This window comes from Pseudomonas sp. MRSN 12121 (genome assembly GCF_000931465.1).
GTDB lineage: Bacteria > Pseudomonadota > Gammaproteobacteria > Pseudomonadales > Pseudomonadaceae > Aquipseudomonas.
This window is the reverse complement of sequence record NZ_CP010892.1, coordinates 2,131,043-2,152,367: the sequence shown is the minus strand read 5'-3', so window position 1 is coordinate 2,152,367 and position 21,325 is coordinate 2,131,043. Positions and strand designations below refer to the sequence as shown.

Below are 21,325 nucleotides of genomic sequence, written 5' to 3'. Positions count from 1 at the left end.
GAGCATCGCCAGCAGGCGGCCCCGCAGGCCGCCGCTGGCGATCAGGTCCGTCCCCGGAACCAAGACCCCGCGATGACCACGCCACTGCCCTGCTACCACTGCGCCCTGCCCGTTCCCGCCGGCAGCCGCTTCACCGCCGTCGTGCTCGGCGCCCCCCGCGAGTTCTGCTGCCCGGGCTGCCAGGCGGTGGCCGAGGCCATAGTCGCCGGCGGCCTGGAGAGTTACTACAGCCACCGCAGCGAAGCCTCGGCCAACCCGCAAACCCTGCCAGTGCAACTGGTGGACGAACTGGCGCTGTACGACCGGGCGGACGTGCAACAGCCCTTCGTCCGGCACGAGGGCGAGCTGGCCGAAACCACCCTGCTGATGGAAGGCATCAGTTGCGCCGCCTGTGGCTGGCTGATCGAGAAACACCTGCGCAGCCTGCCTGCGGTGGCCGAGGCGCGGCTGAACCTGTCCAACCATCGCCTGCATGTGCGCTGGGCCGACAGCCAATTGCCGTTGAGCCAGATGCTCAGCGAGCTGCGCGCGATCGGCTACGCCGCGCACCCCTACCAGGCCGACCGCGCCGCCGAGCAGCTGGCCAGCGAAAACCGCCTGGCCCTGCGCCAGCTCGGGGTGGCGGGCCTGCTGTGGTTCCAGGCGATGATGGCGACCATGGCCACCTGGCCGGAATTCAATATCGACCTGAGCCCCGAGCTGCACACCATCCTGCGCTGGGTCGCGCTGTTTCTCACCACGCCGATCGTGTTCTACAGCTGCGCGCCGTTCTTCAAAGGCGCCCTTAGGGATCTAAGGACCCGTCACCTGACCATGGACGTCTCGGTGTCCCTAGCGATCGGCGCCGCCTACATTGCCGGGATCTGGACCTCGATCACCGGCATCGGCGAGCTGTATTTCGACGCCGTGGGCATGTTCGCCCTGTTCCTGCTGGCCGGCCGCTACCTGGAGCGCCGCGCCCGCGAACGCACCGCCGCCGCCACCGCCCAACTGGTCAATCTGCTGCCGGCCTCGTGCCTGCGCCTGGGTGCCGACGACCAGAGCGAGCGCATCCTGCTCAGCGAACTGCGCCTGGGCGACCGCGTGCTGGTGCATCCTGGCGCGGTCCTGCCGGCCGACGGCAAGATCCTCGACGGCCAGTCGAGCATCGACGAATCGCTGCTCACCGGCGAATACCTGCCACAACCGCGCAGCGTCGGCGACACGGTCACCGCCGGCACCCTGAACGTCGAGGGCGCGCTAACCATCGAAGTCCTGGCCCTGGGCCAGGACACGCGCCTGTCGGCCATCGTCCGCCTGCTGGACCGGGCCCAGGCGGAAAAACCGCGTCTGGCGGAAATCGCCGACCGCGCCGCGCAATGGTTCCTGCTGTTTTCCCTGATCGCCGCGGCCGCCATCGGCCTGCTCTGGTGGCAACTGGATGCCTCGCGGGCGTTCTGGATCGTCCTGGCGATGCTGGTCGCCACCTGCCCGTGCGCACTGTCCCTGGCCACCCCGACCGCGCTGACCGCCGCCACGGGCACCCTGCACAAACTGGGTCTGCTGTTGACCCGCGGGCATGTCATCGAGGGCCTGAACCAGATCGACACAGTGATTTTCGACAAGACCGGCACGCTCACCGAAGGGCGCCTGGCCTTGCGCTCGATCCTTCCTCTGGGCGACCTCGACAGCCAGCAGTGCCTGGGCCTGGCCGCCGCCCTGGAGAACCGCTCCGAACACCCGATAGCCCGGGCCTTCGGCCGCGCGCCGCAAGCCGCCGAAGAGGTCTTGAGCGTGCCCGGCCTGGGGCTGGAAGGCCGGGTAGCCGGACAATCCCTGCGCATCGGCCAGCCTGCCTTCGTCTGCGAACTCAGCGCCTGTACGGTCCCGCCGATGCCGGACGAAGCCGGCCAATGGCTGCTGCTGGGCGACAACCGGGGGCCGCTGGCCTGGTTCGTCCTCGACGATCGCCTGCGCAGCGATGCCCCGGCGTTGCTGGCCGCCTGCAAGGCGCGCGGCTGGAACACCCTGCTGCTCTCGGGCGACAGTTCGCCGATGGTCGCCAGCGTCGCCGCCGAACTGGGCATCGACGAGGCCCGCGGCGGCCTGCGCCCGGACGACAAGCTGCACGTGCTGCAACAGCTGCATCGCCAGGGCCGCAAGGTGCTGATGCTCGGCGACGGGGTCAACGATGTGCCGGTGCTGGCCGCCGCGGACATCAGCGTGGCCATGGGCTCGGCCACCGACCTGGCCAAGACCTGCGCCGACGCGGTGCTGCTGTCCAACCGCCTGGACGCCTTGGTGCAGGCCTTCCGCCTGGCCCGCCGTACCCGCCGGATAATCATCGAGAACCTGTTGTGGGCCGGGCTGTACAATGGCCTCATGCTGCCGTTCGCGGCCCTCGGCTGGATCACCCCGGTATGGGCCGCCATCGGCATGTCCATCAGTTCGCTGACCGTGGTGCTCAATGCCCTACGCCTGACCCGCCTGCCGGGCCGGCCCCGGGCCGACGCCACGCCCCAACCCCGCCCGCTGCCGGCTTGAGCCGCGCGGGCATGGAGCCTACCCATGCCAGCTCTCTACGTGATGATCCCGGCGGCGCTGCTGATCGTGGCCATCGCCCTCTACATCTTCTTCTGGGCGGTCGACAGCGGTCAGTACGACGACCTCGACGGCCCGGCCCACAGCATTCTGTTCGACGACCAAGACCCGAAGCACACCGCCGCGGTCGACGAAATCAAGGGCGAAGCACCGGACGCCCAGCCGCCGCACAAAGACCAGGCACCGCCCCATGCTTGAGCTGGCGCCCCTGCTGGTTTCCGCGCTGATTCTCGGCCTGCTCGGCGGCGGCCACTGCCTGGGCATGTGCGGCGGCCTGATGGGCGCCCTGACCCTGGCCATCCCCCCGGAGCAGCGCAGCCGCCGGTTACGCCTGCTGCTGGCCTATAACCTGGGGCGCATCCTCAGCTACGCCACGGCCGGGTTACTGATCGGCCTGGCCGGCTGGGCCGTGGCCAGCAGCCCGGCAGCCATGGCCATGCGCGTACTGGCCGGCCTGTTGCTGATCGCCATGGGCCTGTACCTGGCGGGCTGGTGGAGCGGCCTGACCCGCATCGAAAGCCTCGGTCGCGGCCTGTGGCGCCATATACAGCCCGTGGCCAGCCGCCTGCTGCCCGTCTCCAGCCTGCCGCGCGCGCTACTGCTGGGCGCGCTCTGGGGCTGGCTGCCCTGTGGGCTGGTCTACAGCACCCTGTTGTGGTCCGCCAGCCAGGGCAACGCGCTGGACAGCGCCCTGTTGATGCTGGCCTTCGGCCTGGGCACCTGGCCGGTGCTCCTGGCCACCGGGCTCGCGGCGGAACGGATCACGGCGCTGCTGCGGCGGCGCAGCGTGCGCATGGCCGGTGGCTTGCTGGTGATACTGTTCGGCCTCTGGACCCTGCCCGGGCCCCATCAGCATTGGCTGATGGGCCACTGAAACCCGGCGCCGCCACAGGCGCCACGCGCCAGCCATCCTTGATGCAAATCAAGATGGCTCGGGCCTCCACCCCCTAGACTCGCGAGCATTGCCAGCCTACCGGGGGAATTCCCGCATGCTCGACGCCATTCGTTGGGACACCGATCTGATCCGCCGTTACGACCTGGCGGGACCACGCTACACCTCCTACCCGACCGCTGTGCAATTCCACAGCCAGGTGGGCACCTTCGACCTGCTGCATGCCCTGCGCGAAAGTCGCAAGGCGCTGCGCCCGCTGTCGCTGTACGTGCATGTGCCGTTCTGCGCAAACATCTGCTACTACTGCGCCTGCAACAAGGTCATCACCAAGGACCGCGGCCGTGCCCTGCCCTACCTGCAGCGCCTGGAGCAGGAAATCCAGCTGATCGCCTGTCACCTGGACCCCAACCAGAAGGTCGAGCAACTGCACTTCGGCGGCGGCACCCCGACCTTTCTCAGCCATGACGAGCTGCGCCAGTTGATGGGCCATCTGCGCCAGCATTTCAACCTGCTGGACGACGATTCCGGCGACTACGGCATCGAGATCGACCCACGGGAAGCCGACTGGTCGACCATGGGCCTGTTGCGCGAGCTGGGCTTCAACCGTGTCAGCATCGGCCTGCAGGACCTCGACCCGGCGGTACAGCGCGCGGTCAACCGCCTGCAGAGCCTGGAAGAGACCCGGGCGGTGATCGAGGCCGCGCGTACCCTGCAATTTCGCTCGATCAACATCGACCTGATCTACGGCCTGCCCAAACAGACACCGGACAACTTCGCCCGCACCGTCGAGGAAGTCATCAGCCTGCAGCCCGACCGTCTCTCGGTGTTCAACTACGCCCACCTGCCGGAACGCTTCATGCCGCAGCGGCGGATCAACAGCCACGAGCTGCCGGCGCCAGCGGAAAAGCTGCAGATGCTGCAGCGCACCATCGAACAGCTGACCACCGCCGGTTACCGCTACATCGGCATGGACCATTTCGCCCTGCCCGACGACGAGCTGGCGATCGCCCAGGAAGAATCGACCCTGCAACGCAACTTCCAGGGCTACACCACCCATGGCCACTGCGACCTGATCGGCCTGGGCGTCTCGGCGATCAGCCAGATCGGCGACCTGTACTGCCAGAACAGCAGCGACCTGACCCACTACCAGAACCAGCTGGGCGGCGCGCAACTGGCCACCAGCCGTGGCCTGGTGTGCAATCAGGACGACCGCTTGCGACGCGCGGTGATCCAGCAACTGATCTGCAATTTCAGCCTCGAGTTCGAGGCCATCGAGCAGCAGTTCAACATCGACTTTCGCGGTTACTTCGGCGAGCTGTGGCCGCAATTGCAGGCCATGGACGCGGACGGCCTGATCAAACTGACCAACCAAGGCATCGAAGTGCTGCCTGCCGGCCGTCTGCTGGTGCGCTCGGTGTGCATGGTGTTCGACGCTTACCTGGAGCAACAGAATCGACAGCGTTTTTCCCGCGTCATCTAAAAACGGGCCGCTACCTGGCCAATGGGCGCGACGACTTGTCGCAGGCACGAGGAGAAAATCGACGCTGCAACCCGACCCTTTGCGAGCCTGATACTTGACGCTACCAGCATCAGCAGGTGCAAGTGACGGCCAGCACTGGAAATACCCTGAATGGACTGCACGAGCGCACTTTTCCGCGATGGCCTGGAGGCCATAAACGGACAGCTTTACGACTAAGCGCCAATACGCCACGGACTGGCCGGAACCTCCTCCCGTGAGTTACCCTTACGGCTTATGTGTGTTTTCCCACAAGGATTTTATTGAATGTCCGAGCCAGTCAAACTGCGCGCTCACAACCAGGCCCATTGCAAGGATTGCAGCCTGGCCCCCCTCTGCCTGCCACTTTCTCTGAATCTGGAAGACATGGATGCGCTGGACGAAATCGTCAAACGTGGCCGCCCACTGAAAAAGGGTGAATTCCTGTTTCGCCAGGGCGACGCCTTCGACTCCGTCTACGCAGTACGCTCCGGTGCCCTGAAGACGTTCAGTCTCAGCGACAGCGGCGAAGAACAGATCACCGGCTTCCACCTGCCCAGCGAACTGGTCGGCCTGTCCGGCATGGACACCGAGATCCACCCGGTTTCCGCCCAGGCCCTGGAAACCACGTCAGTCTGCGAAATCCCCTTCGAACGCCTCGACGAACTGGCCCTGCAGCTGCCGCAACTGCGCCGCCAGCTGATGCGGGTCATGAGCCGCGAAATCCGCGACGACCAGCAAATGATGCTGTTGCTGTCGAAAAAGACCGCCGACGAGCGCATCGCGACCTTCCTGGTCAACCTGTCCGCGCGTTTCCGCGCTCGTGGCTTCTCCGCCAACCAGTTCCGCCTGAGCATGTCGCGCAACGAAATCGGCAACTACCTGGGCCTGGCGGTGGAAACCGTGTCCCGGGTATTCACCCGCTTCCAGCAGAACGCGCTGATCGCCGCCGAAGGCAAGGAAGTGCACATCCTCGATCCGATCCAGCTGTGCGCCCTCGCCGGCGGCTCCCTGGAAGGCTGAACCAGAGCCTCCCGGCCGAGCCAAGCGGCTCGGTCGGGGCTATACTGGCGCGCCCCTCCTTTTTGCCCGCCAGGACACCGCCACAATGGCTTTCGATTCCTTCGACATCAAATCCCTGATCCGCCCCGTCATCGACTTTCCCAAGCCCGGCGTGATCTTCCGCGACATCACCCCGCTGTTCCAGTCGCCCAAGGCCTTGCGCCTGGTCGTCGACAGCTTCGCCCAGCGTTATGTCGAAGAAGACTTCAGCCACATCGGCGCCATGGACGCCCGGGGTTTCCTGATCGGCTCGATCCTCGCCTACCAGTTGAACAAGCCGCTGATCCTGTTCCGCAAGCAGGGCAAACTGCCTGCCGACGTGCTTGCCGAGGGCTACCAGACCGAATACGGCGAAGCCTTTCTCGAAGTCCACGCCGACAGCCTGTGCGAAGGCGATTCGGTGCTGATGTTCGATGACTTGATCGCTACGGGCGGCACCCTGATCGCCGCAGTCAACCTGGTCCGGCGCATGGGGGCGGAGGTACACGAAGCCGCCGCCATCATCGACCTGCCCGAGCTGGGCGGCTCGCAGCGCCTGGAAGACATGGGCATCCCGACCTTCTGCCTGACGCAGTTCTCGCTGAGCGAGCGGTAAAGCACACAGCCGAAAAGGGGGCCGGGCCGGTAACTGTAGGAGCGAGGCTTGCCCGCGATGAACTCGAGAGCGCCACGTTTACCCAGTCAATACTCGGTATCGTTAACGACCATCGCGAGCAAGCTTCGCTCCTACGGATAGCCCATGCCTTAGGCAGGCCTACAACCCCATCTGCTTGCCGATGATTTCGTTCATCACTTCGCGGGTGCCGCCGCCGATGGAAAGGATGCGGCTGTCGCGATACAGGCGCTCCACCAGGCTTTCGCGCATGTAGCCCAGCCCACCGAGAATCTGCACCGCGTCAGAGGTGATGCGGTCGGCGGTGTCGGTGGCGAAGTTCTTGGCCATGGAGATCTCCTTGATCACCGCCTGGCCCGCCGCCATCTTCGCCGCCTGGCGATAGGTGAATTCACGCGATACCTCCAGCGCGGTCGCCATCTCCGCCAGCCGATGCTTGATCACCTGGAACTTGCCGATCGGCTTGCCGAACGCCTCGCGCTCCCGGGCCCACTTCAGGCTCTCCTCCAACGCCAGTTGCGCCGTCATGTTGGCCATCAAGGCCAGGGCCAGGCGCTCGCTCTGGAAGTTGCCCATGATGCAGGCGAACCCCATGTTCGGGGCGCCGATCAACTGGTTGGCAGGTACTCGGCAATCGTCGAAGAACAGCTCGGCGGTGTCGGAAGCCCACCACCCCATCTTCTTCAACTGCCGGCCGACGGTGAACCCCGGCGTGCCCTTCTCGATCAGCAACAGGCTGATGCCGCCAAAGCCGGGTTCGCCGGTGCGCACCGCCACGGTATAGAAATCGGCGCGCACGCCGCTGGTGATAAAGGTCTTGCTCCCGCTGACGCGGTAGCAGTCGCCGTCGCGCACGGCTCGGGTCTGCAGGTTGGCCACGTCCGATCCCCCACCGGGCTCGGTGACCGCCAGGGCGCTGATTTTCTCGCCCGCCAGTACCTGCGGCACCACCCGGTCACGGACCTCGGGGCGTGCCCACTTGACGATCGGCGGCAAGCCGATGTCCAGCGAGCCCAGGCCGGCCACCAGGCCGCCGGAGCCGCAGCGCATCAGTTCCTCGCTGGCGGCGATCTTGGCGAACAGATCGCCCTCATGGCTGCCACCCAGCGCCTCCGGATAGCCGATGCCGAGGATGCCGGCCGCGCCGGCCTTGAGGTACAACTCGCGGGGAAAGCCTTGCGCTTCCTCCCACTGATCGATGTCCGGGAGGATTTCCCGCTCGACGAAACGTCGAACGCTGTCACGGACCAACTGATGGCTGGGGTCGAAGTATTCCTGGCAGGCAGACATCGGCACGCTCCTCTGAAGGTTGAGGAAACTTACCTAGCGCTTGCTTGGTTTTCAATAAGCGTCGCATGCAAGCGACAAAGCGCAAATCCCGAACAAGCTCACTGCTCCTGTGGGAGCGAGCTTGCTCGCGAGAGGATCGATGCGACCGAAATCCTTAGAGCGTGATCGGCTTGCGCCCGGCAAACGAGTGCGCCAGGGTGCCGCCGTCCACCAGTTCCAGCTCGCCGCCCAAAGGCACGCCATGGGCGATGCGCGAGGCGATCAGGCCTTTGTCGGTCAATAGCTGGGCGATGTAATGGGCGGTCGCCTCGCCTTCCACCGTAGGGTTAGTGGCCAGGATCACCTCGGTGAAACTGCCCTGCTCTTCGATCCGTGCCAGCAGTTGGGGAATGCCGATGGCTTCCGGCCCCAGGCCGTCGAGAGGCGACAGGTGCCCCTTGAGCACGAAGTAGCGACCGCGGTATCCGGTCTGCTCCACCGCATAGACGTCCATCGGCCCCTCGACCACGCACAGCAGCGTGTCGTCACGCCGCGGGTCGGAGCATTGCGGGCACAGATCGTCTTCGGTAAGGGTGCGGCACAGGCGGCAATGGCCCACGCCTTCCATGGCCTGGCTGAGCGCCTGAGCCAGCCGCGTACCGCCGCTGCGGTCACGCTCCAGCAGCTGCAAGGCCATGCGCTGGGCGGTTTTCTGACCCACGCCCGGCAAGGTGCGCAGGGCATCGATCAGTTGGCGAATCAGGGGGCTGAAGCTCATGGGCAAAGGTCCGACAAAACGACGAGACGCGGTTTATACCCGCGCCTCCGATTAGCGTCAAATGCTCAGTCCGCCGCGACCCGCACCACCAGCTTGCCGAAGTTGCGTCCCTCCAGGAGGCCGATGAAGGCCTCCGGGGCCTGCTCCAGGCCGTCGACTATGTCTTCCTTGAACTTGACCTTGCCCTGCAGCACCCAGGGCGCCATGGCGCTGACAAACTCCGGCTGCCGGTCGCCATAATCGTCGAACACGATGAACCCCTGGATGCGCACGCGCTTGGTCAGCAGGCTGCGCTGCAACAGCGGCAGGCGGTCAGGGCCCGAGGGCAGGCCCTGGGCGTTGTACTGGGCGATCAGCCCGCACAGCGGAATCCGTGCCTTGGCGTTGAGCAGCGGCAGTACCGCGTCGAATACCTTGCCACCCACGTTTTCAAAATAGATGTCCACGCCCTTGAAGCAGGCCTGGGCCAGCTCGTCGGCGAAATCCGGACTGTGGTGGTCGATACAGGCATCGAACCCCAGCTCCTCGACCACGTAGCGGCACTTGTCGGCTCCCCCTGCCACACCGACCACCCGCAGCCCCTTGATCTTGGCCACCTGCCCCACGACCGAGCCCACCGCACCGGATGCCGCGGCCACCACCAGGGTTTCCCCGGCCTTGGGCTGGCCGATGTCCATCAGCCCCATGTACGCCGTCATGCCCGGCATGCCCAGCACCCCGAGGGCCATCGACGGACTGGGCAAGCCCGCCGGCACGGGCATCAGGTTGCGACCGTCACTGATGCAGTGGCTTTGCCAGCCCGTAGCCCCCACCACCAGATCGCCTTCCTGGAATTTCGGATTCAGCGAGCGCTCGACCCGGCTGACAGCACCGCCCGTCATCACTTCGTTGATTTCCACCGGGGCGGCGTAGGACGGCGCATCACTCATGCGCCCACGCATGTAGGGGTCGAGTGATAGATAAAGCGTCTTGAGCAGCACCTGGCCATCCGCCAGATCCGGCAACGCCACGCGCTCCAGGCGGAAATTTTCCGGCACGGGGGCGCCCTGGGGCCGGGAAACCAGCACGATGCGTTGGTTGAGGGTCAATGCTTGCGACATCAGAGAAGTTCCTTATCGAGAATTGATCGGGCCACACATTGTGCTGACCATCGTACAACGATCGACGTTCGATATTTCCCTTGCCTTGCCCAGTGCTCTGCGCCAGCACCCCACAAACAAAAATGCCAGGCACGAGGCCTGGCATTTTCGGGTTCGGACGACGCGCTGGCGCGAATCAGAACGGCAGTTTCATACCCGGTGGCAGTTGCATGCCAGCGGTCATGCCGGACATCTTGTCCTGGCTGTTGGCTTCGATCTTGCGCACCGCGTCGTTGACCGCAGCGGCGAACAGGTCTTCCAGCACTTCGCGGTCATCGTCGCTGACGCCTTCGAGCAGGCTCGGGTCGATGCTCACGCGCTTGATGTCGTGACGACCGGTCATGACCACGCTGACCATGTCGCCGCCCGCCTTGCCGGTGACTTCGGCGTTGGCCAGTTCTTCCTGCATCTTGGCCATCTTTTCCTGCATCTGCTGCGCCTGCTTCATCAGGCCGGCCATGCCACCTTTCATCATGGGAATCACCTCAAAGTACTTGGATAAAAACGACGCCCGGCATCAAAACCCGGCGTCCTTCAGTTATTAGCCCTGGCTGGCCAGGGCCTCGACAGGCTCAATAGTATCGTGACGGACCACCGCGCCGAACTCCCGCACCATCTGCTGGATGAACGGATCGCCGTGGATCGACTCCTCGGCCTCGCGCTGGCGATTGGCGCGGCGGCGCGATGCGGCCTGGGCCGGGGTTTCCTGCTCGGGCTTGATCAGTTCGATGCTCACCGTCAGCGTGCGTCCATGGAACTGGTTCAGGGCCTCGTTCAGGCGCCGCTGCTGCGTGGCGTTGAACAGGGCGCTGTGGGCCGGATCCAGATGCAGCAACCAGTTGTCACCGTCGACGGCGATCAAGGTGCAGTTGGCGGCGATGCTCGCCGTCATTCCGGAAATCGGCAACTTCGGGAACAGCTCCAGCCACTCCAGCGCCAGGCCGGTGGCCGGCTGGGCGGCCGGCAGAGGTTCAGGCTCCGGCTCGGGCTCGGCGGCGTGCTCGCTGGCCAACTCGTCCAGGTAGCTGTAGGCCGAATCCATGTCCGGCTCGATGTAGTCTTCGTCCAGCGGCGGCTCGTCGTCCAGGTCCATGCCCGGCGTCGCGGCCTCGACTTCGGCAGCGCTGGGCTCGGGCACGGGGGCGTTGACCCATTCCGGGGCATCCGGCACCACGCTGTCCGGCGTGGGCAGCGGCATCGGCGTCAGCACGGGCTGCTCCGCCACGGTGTCCAGCACCGGCTCGACAGCGGGTTGTTGCTCGACGATCGGCTCGGCCGGCTCGTTCCACGGCAGGTCGATCACTTCCTCGGCGGCGACAGCCGCTGGCGGTGTATCGACTACGGGTTGCGGCGCGGGCGCTACCGGAGCCGGCTCAGGCACCGCGACGGGAGCCACGGCCGGAGCCGCCACCACAGCCGGAGCCGCAACCGGCGCGACAGCGGCGACTACCGGCGCGGCAACGGCCGCACCCGCCACGGATTGGGCGGAATCAACTGTGGCCTGGCTGATCCCCACTGGCTTTAGTGGCTGTCTCGGCGCATCTGCCGCGTCGGCCGGCCGGAAGGCCAGCATCCGCAGCAGGACCATCTCGAAACCACCACGCGGGTCCGGCGCCAGCGGCAGGTCGCGCCGGCCGATCAGGCCCATCTGGTAATAGAACTGCACATCTTCGGCCGGCAAGGCCTGCGCCAGGGCCAGCACCCGATCGCGGTCGCCATGGCCATTGTCGATACCGTCCGGCAGCGCCTGGGCAATGGCCACGCGGTGCAGGACATTGAGCATCTCCGACAGCACGCCGTTCCAGTCCGGGCCCTGTTCGGCCAGGTGCCGCACGGCCTCCAGCAGGGCCTTGGCATCGCCATCGATCAGCGCGTGCAGGACGTCGTAGACCTGGCCATGATCGAGGGTACCGAGCATCGCCCGCACATCGGCCGCCATGACCTTGCCTTCACCGAAGGCGATCGCCTGGTCGGTGAGGCTCATGGCATCGCGCATCGAGCCATCGGCGGCGCGGCCCAGCAGCCACAGCGCATCGTCCTCGAAGGGTACGTTCTCGGCGCCCAGGACATGGGTCAGGTGCTCGACGACCCGCTCCGGCGTCATGTTCTTCAGCGAGAACTGCAGGCAGCGCGACAGAATCGTTGCAGGAAGTTTCTGCGGATCGGTGGTCGCCAGGATGAATTTGACGTAGGGCGGCGGCTCTTCCAGGGTCTTCAGCAAGGCGTTGAACGAGTGGCTGGAGAGCATGTGCACTTCGTCGATCAGGTAGACCTTGAAGCGCCCGCGGCTCGGTGCGTACTGCACGTTGTCCAGCAGCTCGCGGGTGTCCTCGACCTTGGTCCGGCTCGCAGCGTCGATCTCGATCAGGTCGACAAAGCGCCCCTCGTCGATCTCGCGGCATACCGAGCAGGTGCCACAGGGCGTGGAAGTGATACCTGTTTCACAGTTCAGGCATTTGGCAATGATCCGCGCGATGGTGGTCTTGCCCACCCCGCGGGTGCCGGTGAACAGATAGGCATGGTGCAGCCGCTGGCTGTCCAAGGCATTGATCAGAGCCTTGAGCACATGGGTCTGGCCGACCATTTCGCGGAACGAGCGCGGACGCCATTTACGTGCAAGAACCTGATAACTCATCGAAAACCGTCGCAACTGGAAAGCGGAAGCCCGTAATGCTAGCGGAGCAAGGGCGAAATTGCATCCGGTGCGCTCGTCTAATCTGGCTAAGCTGCTTTTTGTCGGACTGATCGAAGGCCATTTCGCGCGGAGACTCTATGCGTTCAGCCTGGGGGGCGTTGCTGCTGGTTACCATGGAGGGTCTTGCCGCCGAGCCCCCACTGCGCTTTTCGATCGCCGACAGCTGGGCCATGCCCGTGGTCCAGATCGAACGTGGCCGGCCCACCCAGGGCATTCTCCACGACATGCTGGCCAGCCTGGCGACCCAGGTCGGGCGCCCGGCGGAATTTCACGTACTGGCCCGGGCCCGGGTGCAGGCGGCCATGGACCACAAGGAAATCGACATCCGCTGCTACGCCGCCAAGTCCTGGCTAGCCGACCAGCCTGGCGACTACTTCTGGAGCGTCCCGCTGTTCGTTCAGCGCGATCTGCTGGTCGCCCGGGAACACCTCCCGATCACCCCAAAGGACCTGTCGCCGCAACCCATCGGCACCGTCCTCAGCTATACCTACCCTTCCCTGCAACCGCTGTTCGACAGCCACCAGTTGCTGCGCGACGATGCGCGCAATCAGGAGCAAGTGCTGCAGAAACTCTGGGCCGGCCGTTATCGCTACGCTGTGAGCAACCAGTGGACGCTGGACTGGTTCAACCAGACCCTGCCAGCCGACCAGCAACTGCATGGCGTGGCCGTCCTGCAGGAACAGGCGGTCGGCTGCATCATCCGCAACGATCCGGCGCTGCCGGTGCAGCGCGTGCTACGCACTTTGCTGCGCATGAAAATGTCGGGGGAAATCGACGACCTGATCGGCCTCTACACCGGCCGCAGGCCTACCGAAGACCCTTCGCTGAGCTACGAGACGCCCTAGGCATCAACCGACCTCTTCTTGCGGGCACCACTCCAGCGGCGGCAGGAAGGTCGCCACCCAGCCCGGCACCTCGCTGGCCGGCATGGGTGGCGCGATGAAATAGCCTTGCGCGACATCACACCCCAGCGACATCAACAACTCGCCGTGCTCCATGGACTCCAGGCCCTCGGCCACCACTTGCCGATCAAACGCCCGGGCGAGGCCGATCAGGGCCTGGGTCAACGCCAGATCGCCCTTGTCATGCAGAATCTCGCGCACGAACATGCGATCGATCTTGATGGTCTGGGTACGCAGGCGCTTGAGATAACTCAACGACGAATGCCCGGTGCCGAAATCCCCCAGCGAGAACTGCACCCCCAGCGCCTGACACGCATCGAGACAGGCGCTGACGTGCTGGATATTCTCCACCGCCACCGCCTCGACGATCTCCAGGTCCAGCAGTTGCGGAGAAACCTGGGGATGGCGTTCGAGCACTGCCTTGAGCCGGTCGACAAAATCCGCCCGCTGGAAATGCCGGGCGGCAATATTGACGCTGATTGGCCAGCGCTGCCCGACCAATTGCCATTGCCGCAACTGCACCATGACCTGCTCCATCACCCATTCGCCGATCTCGACGATCAGGTCGGTTTCCTCCACCAACGGCAGGAATTCCCGGGGAGCGACCAGGCCGTGCTGCGGATGCTGCCAGCGCAGCAGTGCCTCGAAGCCGACCACCGTGCCATTGCGCATATTGACCTTGGGCTGGAAGTGCAGGCACAGCTCGCCGGACGCCAGCGCCTGCCTGACCCGCTCGACGGTCTGGTGGGTGGCCTTGACCTCGCGATCCCGGGAAACGTCGAACAAATGAAAGCGATTGCGCCCGCTCTGCTTGGCCACATACATCGCCTGGTCGGCATGCCGCAACAAGGTATCGGCGTCGTCGTTGTCGGCGGGAAACAGCGTCACGCCGATGCTGGCGCAGACGTTGATCTCCTTGTCCTGGATCAGATAGGGCGTGGCAATCACCCCCAGCACCCGATGCAGCGCCGCCCGCAATTCGCTGATGTCGCGCACGTGCCGCAGGATCAGCACGAACTCATCGCCGGCCAGCCGCGCCACCACATCCTCGCCACGAATGATGGAGCGCAGGCGCGACGCCACTTCCACCAGCAACAGATCGCCGCTGGCATGCCCATAGCCATCGTTGACCGCCTTGAAACCGTCGAGGTCGAGCATGCACACCGCCAACGCAATGTTCTCCCTGCGCGAAAATTCCAGCGCCTGGTTGAGCAGGTCGGACAGGAAGGAACGGTTGGGCAGGCCGGTCAGCACATCGTGGCCGACCCGCCACTGCAACGAGTGCAACAGCTGGCGCTTTTCGCTGATGTCGAAACGAATCGCCACATAACGCTGGACCCGACCGGTGGCTTCATCGAGCAACGGCACAACGGTGCTGTCGACCCAATACAAGGTCCCGTCCTTGGCGCGGTTGCAGATCTCGCCCTTCCACACCTGGCCCAGGGCAATGGTGCGCCACATGGTGCTGAAGAATTCGGGAGGATGCAGGCCAGACCCGAGGATCCGGTGATTGGCGCCCAGCAGCTCTTCGCGGCTGTAGCCGGAAATCGAACAGAACTGATCGTTGACGTAGGTGATCCGACCGCTGAGGTCGGTCTCGGAAAAGATGGCGGCTGCGTCCACGGCCCTGCGGTATTTCTCATCCATGAGTCTGACTCACTGTCGCTAGCGGTTGAACCGCTCGACCAGGGCACGAGGCCCGGAAGAGATGTTTGGACGCTCATCCTCGCTATTTTCGCGGTACCAGGCAGGCTTGGGCTGCTGGCCCGAAAATATCTGCTCGACAGAGGTGACCGGCACATTCAGACGCACGTTAAAACTCCATAGACAGCATTCGGCCTACTCGGCCGGCAGGAGGCCGGCCACGGTAAATGGCGCATCGTCTCGTCCCACCTGACATAATTGATGCAGCCGTACAGCGGCCCGCACGGGCAGCAGCCTTCGAATCGACGGAGATCAACTAAAATCAGTTAAGGATCAGCCGAATTTGGCGGATGAGACACTGGCAACCATCAGCGAGACGTTCGCGCCTGCGCCATACCCTCGATTTTGGTGAACAAGGAAAATGCAATGAGTTCCTGTTTCATCAATTCATCTTCTGAAACTAGATCACCAAATGTCTGTCCGAAGCGACGATTCTACGAATTGCATCACATTTTGCAAGGCAAGGTGATGAATCATGGCGTTGCCTAATGCAAAGATTTATCGTTAAGTTCTTGATTCTAAATGGGAATTGAGCGATGCAAATTTCAAGTTTGGGTCCAGCCATCAGACGTTACCGCAAGGTAGCGGGGCTTACTCAGGCTGAACTAGGCGAAAAAACCGGTTTTGACCCTAAAACCATCAGCCGCTTCGAAACCGGCACCTACACCCCCAGCGTCGAAGCCCTGTTCCTGCTGGCTGATGTGCTGGGAGTGAAGCTGAAAGCCTTTTTCGCAGATATGGGCGACGAAGACGAACAGCGGGCGTACCTGTTCGGTGTCATTCATAAAGCCACCCCGAAGGACCTGGGAAAGCTGATAGCAGCGGTAGACCTGGCCTTGTCCAAGCCTTAGAGCCGAGCAACACGAAAAGGAGGCAGACTTATCGAAGCCGATAGCCTGCCTCCTTTTTATTTCCACCGTACGACTCCTGACAGGAATTGACAGCGCTGCTCCTTAAGCTGATGCGCACCGCTCAACCACCCAGGAGTCATGATGACCGTTACCAGCACTTACCTTCTGCTGTACGTCGACAGCCCCGCTACCAGCGCCAACTTCTACAGCCGCCTGCTGGACAAGCCGCCGGTCGAACTGTCGCCGACCTTTGCCCTGTTCATTCTCGACTCGGGGCTCAAACTCGGACTCTGGTCCAGACAGGATGCCGAGCCCGCCGCCCAGGTGTCCGGCGGGGGCGGCGAACTGGCCCTGGCTGTGGCCGACAACCAGACGGTCGACCAACTGCACAGCCAATGGGCCAACGCCGGCGTGAGCATCGCCCAGGCTCCGACGGCCATGGACTTCGGCTACACCTTCGTCGCCCTGGACCCGGATGGGCACCGACTCAGGATGTTCTGCCCGACCCCGGACTGAACGGGCGACACGCGGACAGCCACACCCGGCCCGCTGCGGCGCCGCCCCCAGCGCCCCTCCAACTGCATCGCCATCACGCTGCCGAGGACGATCGCCGCCCCCACCATCACCACGCCATGCACCCGCTCATGCAGGATGAGCGCCGCCAGCAACATGGCAACCGGCGGTATCAGGTACATCGCGATAGACGCACGGCTGACCTCGACCCGGGCCAATACATAGGCCCAGGCGAGGTAAGCCAGCGCGCTGGGAAATACCCCCAACAGCAGCACCGCCAGATTCACTCGCCACGACGCCTGCGCCACCGCCGCGGTCAGTCCCGACCCGTACAGGCTCAGCAGTACAGTGCCGGACCAGATCATGTAACACACAGTGGTCAGCAGGTCGTAGCGCCCCGAATAGCGTCGCTGCAGGACGAAATACAAGCCCCACGAAAAGGCCGCCACCAGCACCAGCAACCCCTCCGGCCTGATCGACGCCATGCCCTGGTCGCCCCACACCACCACGACCGCCCCAAGCAAGCCCAACCCGACGCAGCCCCAGCGCCAGCCCGTGACCGGCTCCTTCAGCCAGAAAAACGCAATCAGGGTGCTGAAGATCGGCGCCGACTGCGCCAGCACACTGGACGCCCCGGCACTCAGCCCCTGCTGGCCATGGTTGAGGCTGACGTGATGCAGGGTAATGGCGAAAAACCCCAGCACCAGCAGCCAGGGCAGATCGCGCCAGCGCGGCAGGGCAATTCTTTTCACCAGCGCGATCACTCCCATGAACGACGAGGCGATCAGAAAGCGCAGCAGTGCCAGTTGCCCAGGTTCATAACCCTCCAGGCCGATATGGATGCCCACCGGGGAATAGGCCCAACACACAATCACCACAGCGGTCGCCAGGACCAACTTCAACACAGGCGAGGTTTTCAAGGGACGGATACTCAGCGACGAGAAAGGCCTTCAGTCTCCCACCTACCACAACTCACCACAATTAACGGATACTGAGCCCAGACCTCACAGGAAATGAGCAATGGAACTGGCCCAACTGAAGATGGTGAAAGCGGTGGCCCGCACCGGCAGCATTGCCCGCGCGGCCGAGCAACTGCATTGCGTGCCCTCCAATATCACCAACCGCCTCAAGCAACTGGAAGGCGAGCTGGGCACCAGCCTGTTTATCCGCGCCGGTCGCGGGTTGAAGATCAGCCCTGACGGGGAAATCATCCTCGGCTACAGCGAGCGCATCCTGGCGCTGGTGGAGGAAGCCAAGCGTGCCGTGGATCGCCAGGCCGAGCCCAGCGGACACCTGCGTATCGGCGCCATCGAATCCTGTGCCGGCGGGCGGCTGCCGCCACTGTTGGCGGAGTTTCATCGGCGCTTTCCACAGGTCACCCTGGAGCTGGTGACCGGCACCTGGTCACAGCTGTTCGAGGAACTTCAGCACCATCGGCTCGACGGCGCGCTCGTCGCCGTCGACATCCCCCACCCGAAACTGGATCGCACCACGCTCTACAGCGAGCCCCTGGTACTGGTCGCCAGCGCCACTGCCGCTCCCGTACTGCGCCCGCAGGACCTGCAGGACCAGACGCTGTTCATGTGGCCAGGCGTCTGCCCCTATCGCCGCGCCCTGGAACAATGGCTGGACACCCACGGCGTGACCGCTTCCCTCACCGGCTACGCCAGCTGGGGCACCATCATCGACTGTGTCAGCGCCGGCGCCGGCATGACCCTGGCCCCGGAAGGCGTGCTCGACCGCTACACGCTGTCCGCAGGCCTGGCGCGCTACCGCTTCGCCGAGCTGCAGCCGATCGATATTCGTTTTGTCTGGAACAAGGAGATAGAACGGCACACGGCACGGGATGCGTTCGCGCAACTGTTGCGGGAGCAATTGGGGAAACGGGACGAATGACTGGCTGAAGGCCAGATCAGAAGGAAAGCAGAGGGAGAATTTAGAACATCCATCGAAGACCGATGGAGGGCGTTATGGAGGCGACCCCACCAGCCACACCCCGGCACACAATGTCACCGCTGCGGCTGCTCCCTTCCGGGCCTGACCGGGTTCACGGCTGATCGTTGCGAGGGGACCAATGGGGCCACCATAACGACGCTCACCTGACGGCGAGCCGCGCCATTGTACCTATCTGAGGCGAAGTTACAACCGCTGCATGCAGATTAAAAAATCTGAACGGCTTCAAGCACTTGGATCATTGCCCTGGCCGCTCGCCGATTCCGCGGCGGTAATCCCGGGCGAGCCCTATTTCTGTAGGAGCGAAGCTTGCTCGCGATGCAAACAACGCAGTCCGGCAGAATACTGCGGGGATGCTATCGCGAGCAAGCTTCGCTCCTACAAGGCCCGTGAACGGTAGCGACGGGATCAGACCGCGATGCCGTGCTGGCCGAGGAAGGCCACGAAGGCTTCTTCGTCCAGCACTTTCAGGCCCAGTTCATTGGCCTTGGCCAATTTGGAGCCGGCGCCGGGACCGGCTACCACGCAGTGAGTCTTGGCCGACACCGAACCGGCGACCTTGGCGCCCAGGCTTTCCAGCTTGTCCTTGGCCACATCGCGACTCATCAGCTCCAGGGAGCCGGTGAGCACCCAGGTCTGACCGGCCAGCGGCAGGCCTTCCACCACCTTTTTCTCGCTCTGCCAGTGCATGCCGAAGGCCTGCAATTGCGCTTCGATGGCCAGGGCCCGTTCGGCGTTTTCCGCGTTGTCGAAGAACTCGCGCACCGCCTTGGCCTGTTTTTCCGGCAAGGTCTGGCGCATGTCGAGCCAGTCGGCCTTGATCACGCCCTCCAGGGTCACGAACTTGTCCGCCAGCTTCTGCGCCGCGCCCGGTCCCACCGATGGAATGTTCAGCTTGTCGAGCATGCCGCCCAGGGTGGCGCTGGCGGCGAATTCGGCCCCCAGTTCGCCCTGATCCTGCAACTGCAGGCCGCACTGTTGCGGATCGAGCAAGGCGCCAATCACCTCCTGGTTGTGGCTGTCTTCGAAGAAGCTATGAATCTCGTGCGCCACTTCCAGGCCGATGTCCGGCAGATAGGTCAGCACTTCCGGCAAGGCCTGCTGCACGCGCTCCAGGGAGGCCAGGGAACGCGCCAGGACCTTGGCCGTCTCCTCGCCCACATCGGGAATGCCCAGGGCGTAGATGAAGCGTGCCAACCCCGGCTGCTTGCTGTCTTCGATGGCCTTGAGCAGCTTGTTGCTGGAGACCTCGGCAAAGCCTTCCAGATCGATGATCTGCTCGTACTTGAGCTTGTAGAGATCGGCCGGCGAGCCGATGAGTTTTTCGTCCACCAGTTGCTCGATGGTCTTGTCGCCCAGCCCTTCGATATCCATGGCCCGGCGGGACACGAAGTGGATGATCGCCTGCTTGAGCTGCGCACCACAGGCCAGGCGCCCGACACAGCGATACACAGCGCCCTCGCTGACGGTTTCCTTGCCCTTGCTGCGCTTGATCAGTTGCGTGCGCTCGACATGGGAACCACACACCGGACAGGTGTGCGGAATATCCACTTGGCGCGCATTTTCCGGGCGGCGCTCGGCCACCACCTGCACCACTTGCGGGATCACATCGCCCGCCCGACGGATGATCACGGTATCGCCGATCATCAAGCCCAGGCGCGCGACCTCGTCCATGTTGTGCAGGGTCGCATTGGAGACGGTGACGCCCGCCACCTTGACTGGCTTCAAGCGTGCCACCGGGGTCACCGCGCCGGTACGGCCGACCTGGAATTCCACATCCAGCAGCTCGGTCAGCTCTTCCATGGCCGGGAATTTATGGGCAATCGCCCAGCGCGGCTCGCGGGCACGAAAGCCCAGTTCGCGTTGCGAGGCAATGCTGTTGACCTTGAACACCACACCGTCGATTTCATAAGGCAGGCCGTTACGGCGCTCGCCGATCTCGCGGTAGTAATCCAAGCATTCGCCGATACCCTTGGCCAGCTTGAGCTCGCGGCTGATGGGCATGCCCCACCGCTTGAGCTGCTGCAGATTGCCGATGTGGGTGTCGGCGATGTCGGCGGTGACCTGGCCGATCCCGTAGCAGCAGAACTCCAGCGGACGGCTGGCGGTGATCTTCGAGTCCAACTGGCGCAGGCTGCCGGCCGCGGCGTTGCGCGGGTTGGCGAAAGTCTTGCCACCGACTTCCAACTGCGCAGCGTTCAGGCGCTCGAAACCGGCCTTGGACATGTAAACCTCGCCGCGCACCTCCAGGGTCGCCGGCCAGCCAGTGCCCTGCAGCTTCAGCGGAATATTGCGCACGGTGCGCACATTGACACTGATGTCTTCGCCGGTGGTGCCGTCGCCCCGGGTCGCGCCACGCACCAGCACCCCATCCAGATACAGCAGGCTGACCGCCAGGCCGTCGAGCTTCGGCTCGCAGCTGTATTCCACTGCCGCGCCACCGCCGAACAGATCGCCCACCGGCAGATCGAGCCCTTCCGTCACCCGACGATCGAATTCGCGCATGTCGGTTTCTTCGAAGGCATTGCCCAGGCTGAGCATGGGAATTTCATGGCGCACTTGAGTAAAGGCCGAGAGCGCCGCGCTGCCCACACGCTGGGTAGGCGAGTCGCTGCTGACCAGTTCCGGGTGCTCGGCTTCCAGCGCCTTGAGCTCATGGAACAGGCGGTCGTACTCCGCATCGGGAATACTCGGCTCGTCGAGTACGTGGTAGCGGTAGTTGTGCTGATCCAGCTCAGCGCGCAGCTCAAGAATGCGGGTTTCGGCGGCGGTCATGATGTTCTCTCATAAAGCAAAAGAGCAGCCGAGGCTGCTCAATATATGTTTCGGGCGGACCTTGCGGCCCTGAAGCAAGCCCGCTCCCGAATATCGATCCAGGA

The 21,325-nt window shown here is 64.2% G+C and carries 19 protein-coding genes and 1 other RNA gene; 10 read left to right on the top strand and 10 right to left on the bottom strand.

Annotated features, from left to right (window positions below):
* Positions 1–72 precede the first annotated feature (72 nt).
* From TO66_RS09815 to TO66_RS09790, 6 genes are all read left to right on the top strand, one after another.
* On the top strand, positions 73–2,523 hold the full coding sequence (locus TO66_RS09815; RefSeq protein ID WP_044462153.1) for a heavy metal translocating P-type ATPase: 2,451 nt from the start codon (positions 73–75) through the stop codon (positions 2,521–2,523).
* Between the two features lie 24 nt (positions 2,524–2,547).
* A complete protein-coding gene (gene ccoS / locus TO66_RS09810) occupies positions 2,548–2,778 on the top strand; it encodes a cbb3-type cytochrome oxidase assembly protein CcoS (protein ID WP_044462152.1) in 231 nt (76 codons plus the stop codon).
* On the top strand, positions 2,771–3,454 hold the full coding sequence (locus TO66_RS09805) for a sulfite exporter TauE/SafE family protein (RefSeq protein ID WP_044462151.1): 684 nt from the start codon (positions 2,771–2,773) through the stop codon (positions 3,452–3,454). The genes ccoS and TO66_RS09805 overlap by 8 nt, the downstream gene beginning before the upstream one ends.
* A 115-nt stretch (positions 3,455–3,569) precedes the next feature.
* Entirely contained in the window at positions 3,570–4,952 is a 1,383-nt protein-coding gene (gene hemN / locus TO66_RS09800; protein ID WP_044462150.1) for an oxygen-independent coproporphyrinogen III oxidase, read from the top strand.
* 303 nt (positions 4,953–5,255) lie between these two features.
* Positions 5,256–5,990, top strand: coding sequence for a Crp/Fnr family transcriptional regulator FnrA (fnrA, locus tag TO66_RS09795; RefSeq protein ID WP_009047936.1), 735 nt, complete (start codon positions 5,256–5,258; stop codon positions 5,988–5,990).
* Positions 5,991–6,075: 85 nt separating this feature from the next.
* On the top strand, positions 6,076–6,624 hold the full coding sequence (locus TO66_RS09790; RefSeq protein ID WP_044462149.1) for an adenine phosphoribosyltransferase: 549 nt from the start codon (positions 6,076–6,078) through the stop codon (positions 6,622–6,624).
* A 159-nt stretch (positions 6,625–6,783) separates the two neighbouring features.
* Here TO66_RS09790 and TO66_RS09785 read toward each other — a convergent pair whose 3' ends face one another.
* From TO66_RS09785 to dnaX, 5 genes are all read right to left on the bottom strand, one after another.
* Positions 6,784–7,932, bottom strand: coding sequence for an acyl-CoA dehydrogenase family protein (locus tag TO66_RS09785; protein ID WP_044462148.1), 1,149 nt, complete (start codon positions 7,930–7,932; stop codon positions 6,784–6,786).
* A gap of 154 nt (positions 7,933–8,086) precedes the next feature.
* A complete protein-coding gene (gene recR / locus TO66_RS09780) occupies positions 8,087–8,689 on the bottom strand; it encodes a recombination mediator RecR (protein ID WP_044462147.1) in 603 nt (200 codons plus the stop codon).
* 65 nt (positions 8,690–8,754) lie between these two features.
* Complete coding sequence (locus TO66_RS09775; RefSeq protein ID WP_044462146.1) at positions 8,755–9,789, bottom strand: NADP-dependent oxidoreductase; 1,035 nt, start codon at positions 9,787–9,789, stop codon at positions 8,755–8,757.
* Positions 9,790–9,964: 175 nt separating this feature from the next.
* Positions 9,965–10,303 (bottom strand): YbaB/EbfC family nucleoid-associated protein, encoded by a 339-nt coding sequence (locus TO66_RS09770; protein ID WP_034138927.1) that lies wholly within the window; start codon positions 10,301–10,303, stop codon positions 9,965–9,967.
* 66 nt (positions 10,304–10,369) lie between these two features.
* Positions 10,370–12,463 (bottom strand): DNA polymerase III subunit gamma/tau, encoded by a 2,094-nt coding sequence (dnaX, locus tag TO66_RS09765; protein ID WP_044462145.1) that lies wholly within the window; start codon positions 12,461–12,463, stop codon positions 10,370–10,372.
* A 137-nt stretch (positions 12,464–12,600) separates the two neighbouring features.
* On the opposite strand from dnaX, the gene TO66_RS09760 reads away from it, so the two are divergent.
* A complete protein-coding gene (locus TO66_RS09760) occupies positions 12,601–13,368 on the top strand; it encodes an ABC transporter substrate-binding protein (RefSeq protein WP_044462144.1) in 768 nt (255 codons plus the stop codon).
* A 3-nt stretch (positions 13,369–13,371) separates the two neighbouring features.
* Here the strand turns inward: TO66_RS09760 and TO66_RS09755 are convergent, their stop codons facing one another.
* Positions 13,372–15,072 (bottom strand): bifunctional diguanylate cyclase/phosphodiesterase, encoded by a 1,701-nt coding sequence (locus TO66_RS09755; RefSeq protein ID WP_044462143.1) that lies wholly within the window; start codon positions 15,070–15,072, stop codon positions 13,372–13,374.
* Positions 15,073–15,090: 18 nt separating this feature from the next.
* Complete coding sequence (locus TO66_RS33245) at positions 15,091–15,237, bottom strand: hypothetical protein (protein WP_156162051.1); 147 nt, start codon at positions 15,235–15,237, stop codon at positions 15,091–15,093.
* A 428-nt stretch (positions 15,238–15,665) separates the two neighbouring features.
* Here TO66_RS33245 and TO66_RS09750 point away from each other — a divergent pair, with 428 nt between their 5' ends.
* Both TO66_RS09750 and TO66_RS09745 read left to right on the top strand, forming a co-directional pair.
* A complete protein-coding gene (locus TO66_RS09750; RefSeq protein WP_044462142.1) occupies positions 15,666–15,980 on the top strand; it encodes a helix-turn-helix domain-containing protein in 315 nt (104 codons plus the stop codon).
* A gap of 141 nt (positions 15,981–16,121) precedes the next feature.
* Entirely contained in the window at positions 16,122–16,496 is a 375-nt protein-coding gene (locus tag TO66_RS09745) for a VOC family protein (protein ID WP_044462141.1), read from the top strand.
* Here the strand turns inward: TO66_RS09745 and TO66_RS09740 are convergent.
* Entirely contained in the window at positions 16,430–17,413 is a 984-nt protein-coding gene (locus tag TO66_RS09740) for a DMT family transporter (RefSeq protein ID WP_044462140.1), read from the bottom strand. The genes TO66_RS09745 and TO66_RS09740 overlap by 67 nt on opposite strands.
* 100 nt (positions 17,414–17,513) lie before the next feature.
* Here TO66_RS09740 and TO66_RS09735 point away from each other — a divergent pair, with 100 nt between their 5' ends.
* The gene (locus TO66_RS09735) at positions 17,514–18,389 is read left to right on the top strand and encodes a LysR family transcriptional regulator (RefSeq protein ID WP_044462139.1); all 876 of its coding nucleotides are present in this window, start codon (positions 17,514–17,516) and stop codon (positions 18,387–18,389) included.
* 84 nt (positions 18,390–18,473) lie between these two features.
* Here TO66_RS09735 and ffs read toward each other — a convergent pair.
* Both ffs and ligA read right to left on the bottom strand, forming a co-directional pair.
* Positions 18,474–18,570, bottom strand: an RNA gene (ffs, locus tag TO66_RS32405) — signal recognition particle sRNA small type.
* Between the two features lie 284 nt (positions 18,571–18,854).
* A complete protein-coding gene (ligA, locus tag TO66_RS09730) occupies positions 18,855–21,221 on the bottom strand; it encodes an NAD-dependent DNA ligase LigA (RefSeq protein WP_044462138.1) in 2,367 nt (788 codons plus the stop codon).
* Between the last annotated feature and the right edge of the window lie 104 nt (positions 21,222–21,325).

Bases quoted from the DNA above. Each gene is read 5' to 3' on its own strand.
- TO66_RS09760 (WP_044462144.1), top strand. From the start codon at position 12,601: ATGCGTTCAGCCTGGGGGGCGTTGCTGCTGGTTACCATGGAGGGTCTT.
- TO66_RS09750 (WP_044462142.1), top strand. From the start codon at position 15,666: ATGCAAATTTCAAGTTTGGGTCCAGCCATCAGACGTTACCGCAAGGTA.
- recR (WP_044462147.1), bottom strand. From the start codon at position 8,689: ATGAGCTTCAGCCCCCTGATTCGCCAACTGATCGATGCCCTGCGCACC.
- TO66_RS09745 (WP_044462141.1), top strand. From the start codon at position 16,122: ATGACCGTTACCAGCACTTACCTTCTGCTGTACGTCGACAGCCCCGCT.
- TO66_RS09770 (WP_034138927.1), bottom strand. From the start codon at position 10,303: ATGATGAAAGGTGGCATGGCCGGCCTGATGAAGCAGGCGCAGCAGATG.
- TO66_RS09805 (WP_044462151.1), top strand. From the start codon at position 2,771: ATGCTTGAGCTGGCGCCCCTGCTGGTTTCCGCGCTGATTCTCGGCCTG.
- ccoS (WP_044462152.1), top strand. From the start codon at position 2,548: ATGCCAGCTCTCTACGTGATGATCCCGGCGGCGCTGCTGATCGTGGCC.
- TO66_RS09755 (WP_044462143.1), bottom strand. From the start codon at position 15,072: ATGGATGAGAAATACCGCAGGGCCGTGGACGCAGCCGCCATCTTTTCC.
- TO66_RS09775 (WP_044462146.1), bottom strand. From the start codon at position 9,789: ATGTCGCAAGCATTGACCCTCAACCAACGCATCGTGCTGGTTTCCCGG.
- TO66_RS09735 (WP_044462139.1), top strand. From the start codon at position 17,514: ATGGAACTGGCCCAACTGAAGATGGTGAAAGCGGTGGCCCGCACCGGC.
- hemN (WP_044462150.1), top strand. From the start codon at position 3,570: ATGCTCGACGCCATTCGTTGGGACACCGATCTGATCCGCCGTTACGAC.
- ligA (WP_044462138.1), bottom strand. From the start codon at position 21,221: ATGACCGCCGCCGAAACCCGCATTCTTGAGCTGCGCGCTGAGCTGGAT.
- dnaX (WP_044462145.1), bottom strand. From the start codon at position 12,463: ATGAGTTATCAGGTTCTTGCACGTAAATGGCGTCCGCGCTCGTTCCGC.
- TO66_RS09815 (WP_044462153.1), top strand. From the start codon at position 73: ATGACCACGCCACTGCCCTGCTACCACTGCGCCCTGCCCGTTCCCGCC.
- TO66_RS09790 (WP_044462149.1), top strand. From the start codon at position 6,076: ATGGCTTTCGATTCCTTCGACATCAAATCCCTGATCCGCCCCGTCATC.
- TO66_RS09785 (WP_044462148.1), bottom strand. From the start codon at position 7,932: ATGTCTGCCTGCCAGGAATACTTCGACCCCAGCCATCAGTTGGTCCGT.
- fnrA (WP_009047936.1), top strand. From the start codon at position 5,256: ATGTCCGAGCCAGTCAAACTGCGCGCTCACAACCAGGCCCATTGCAAG.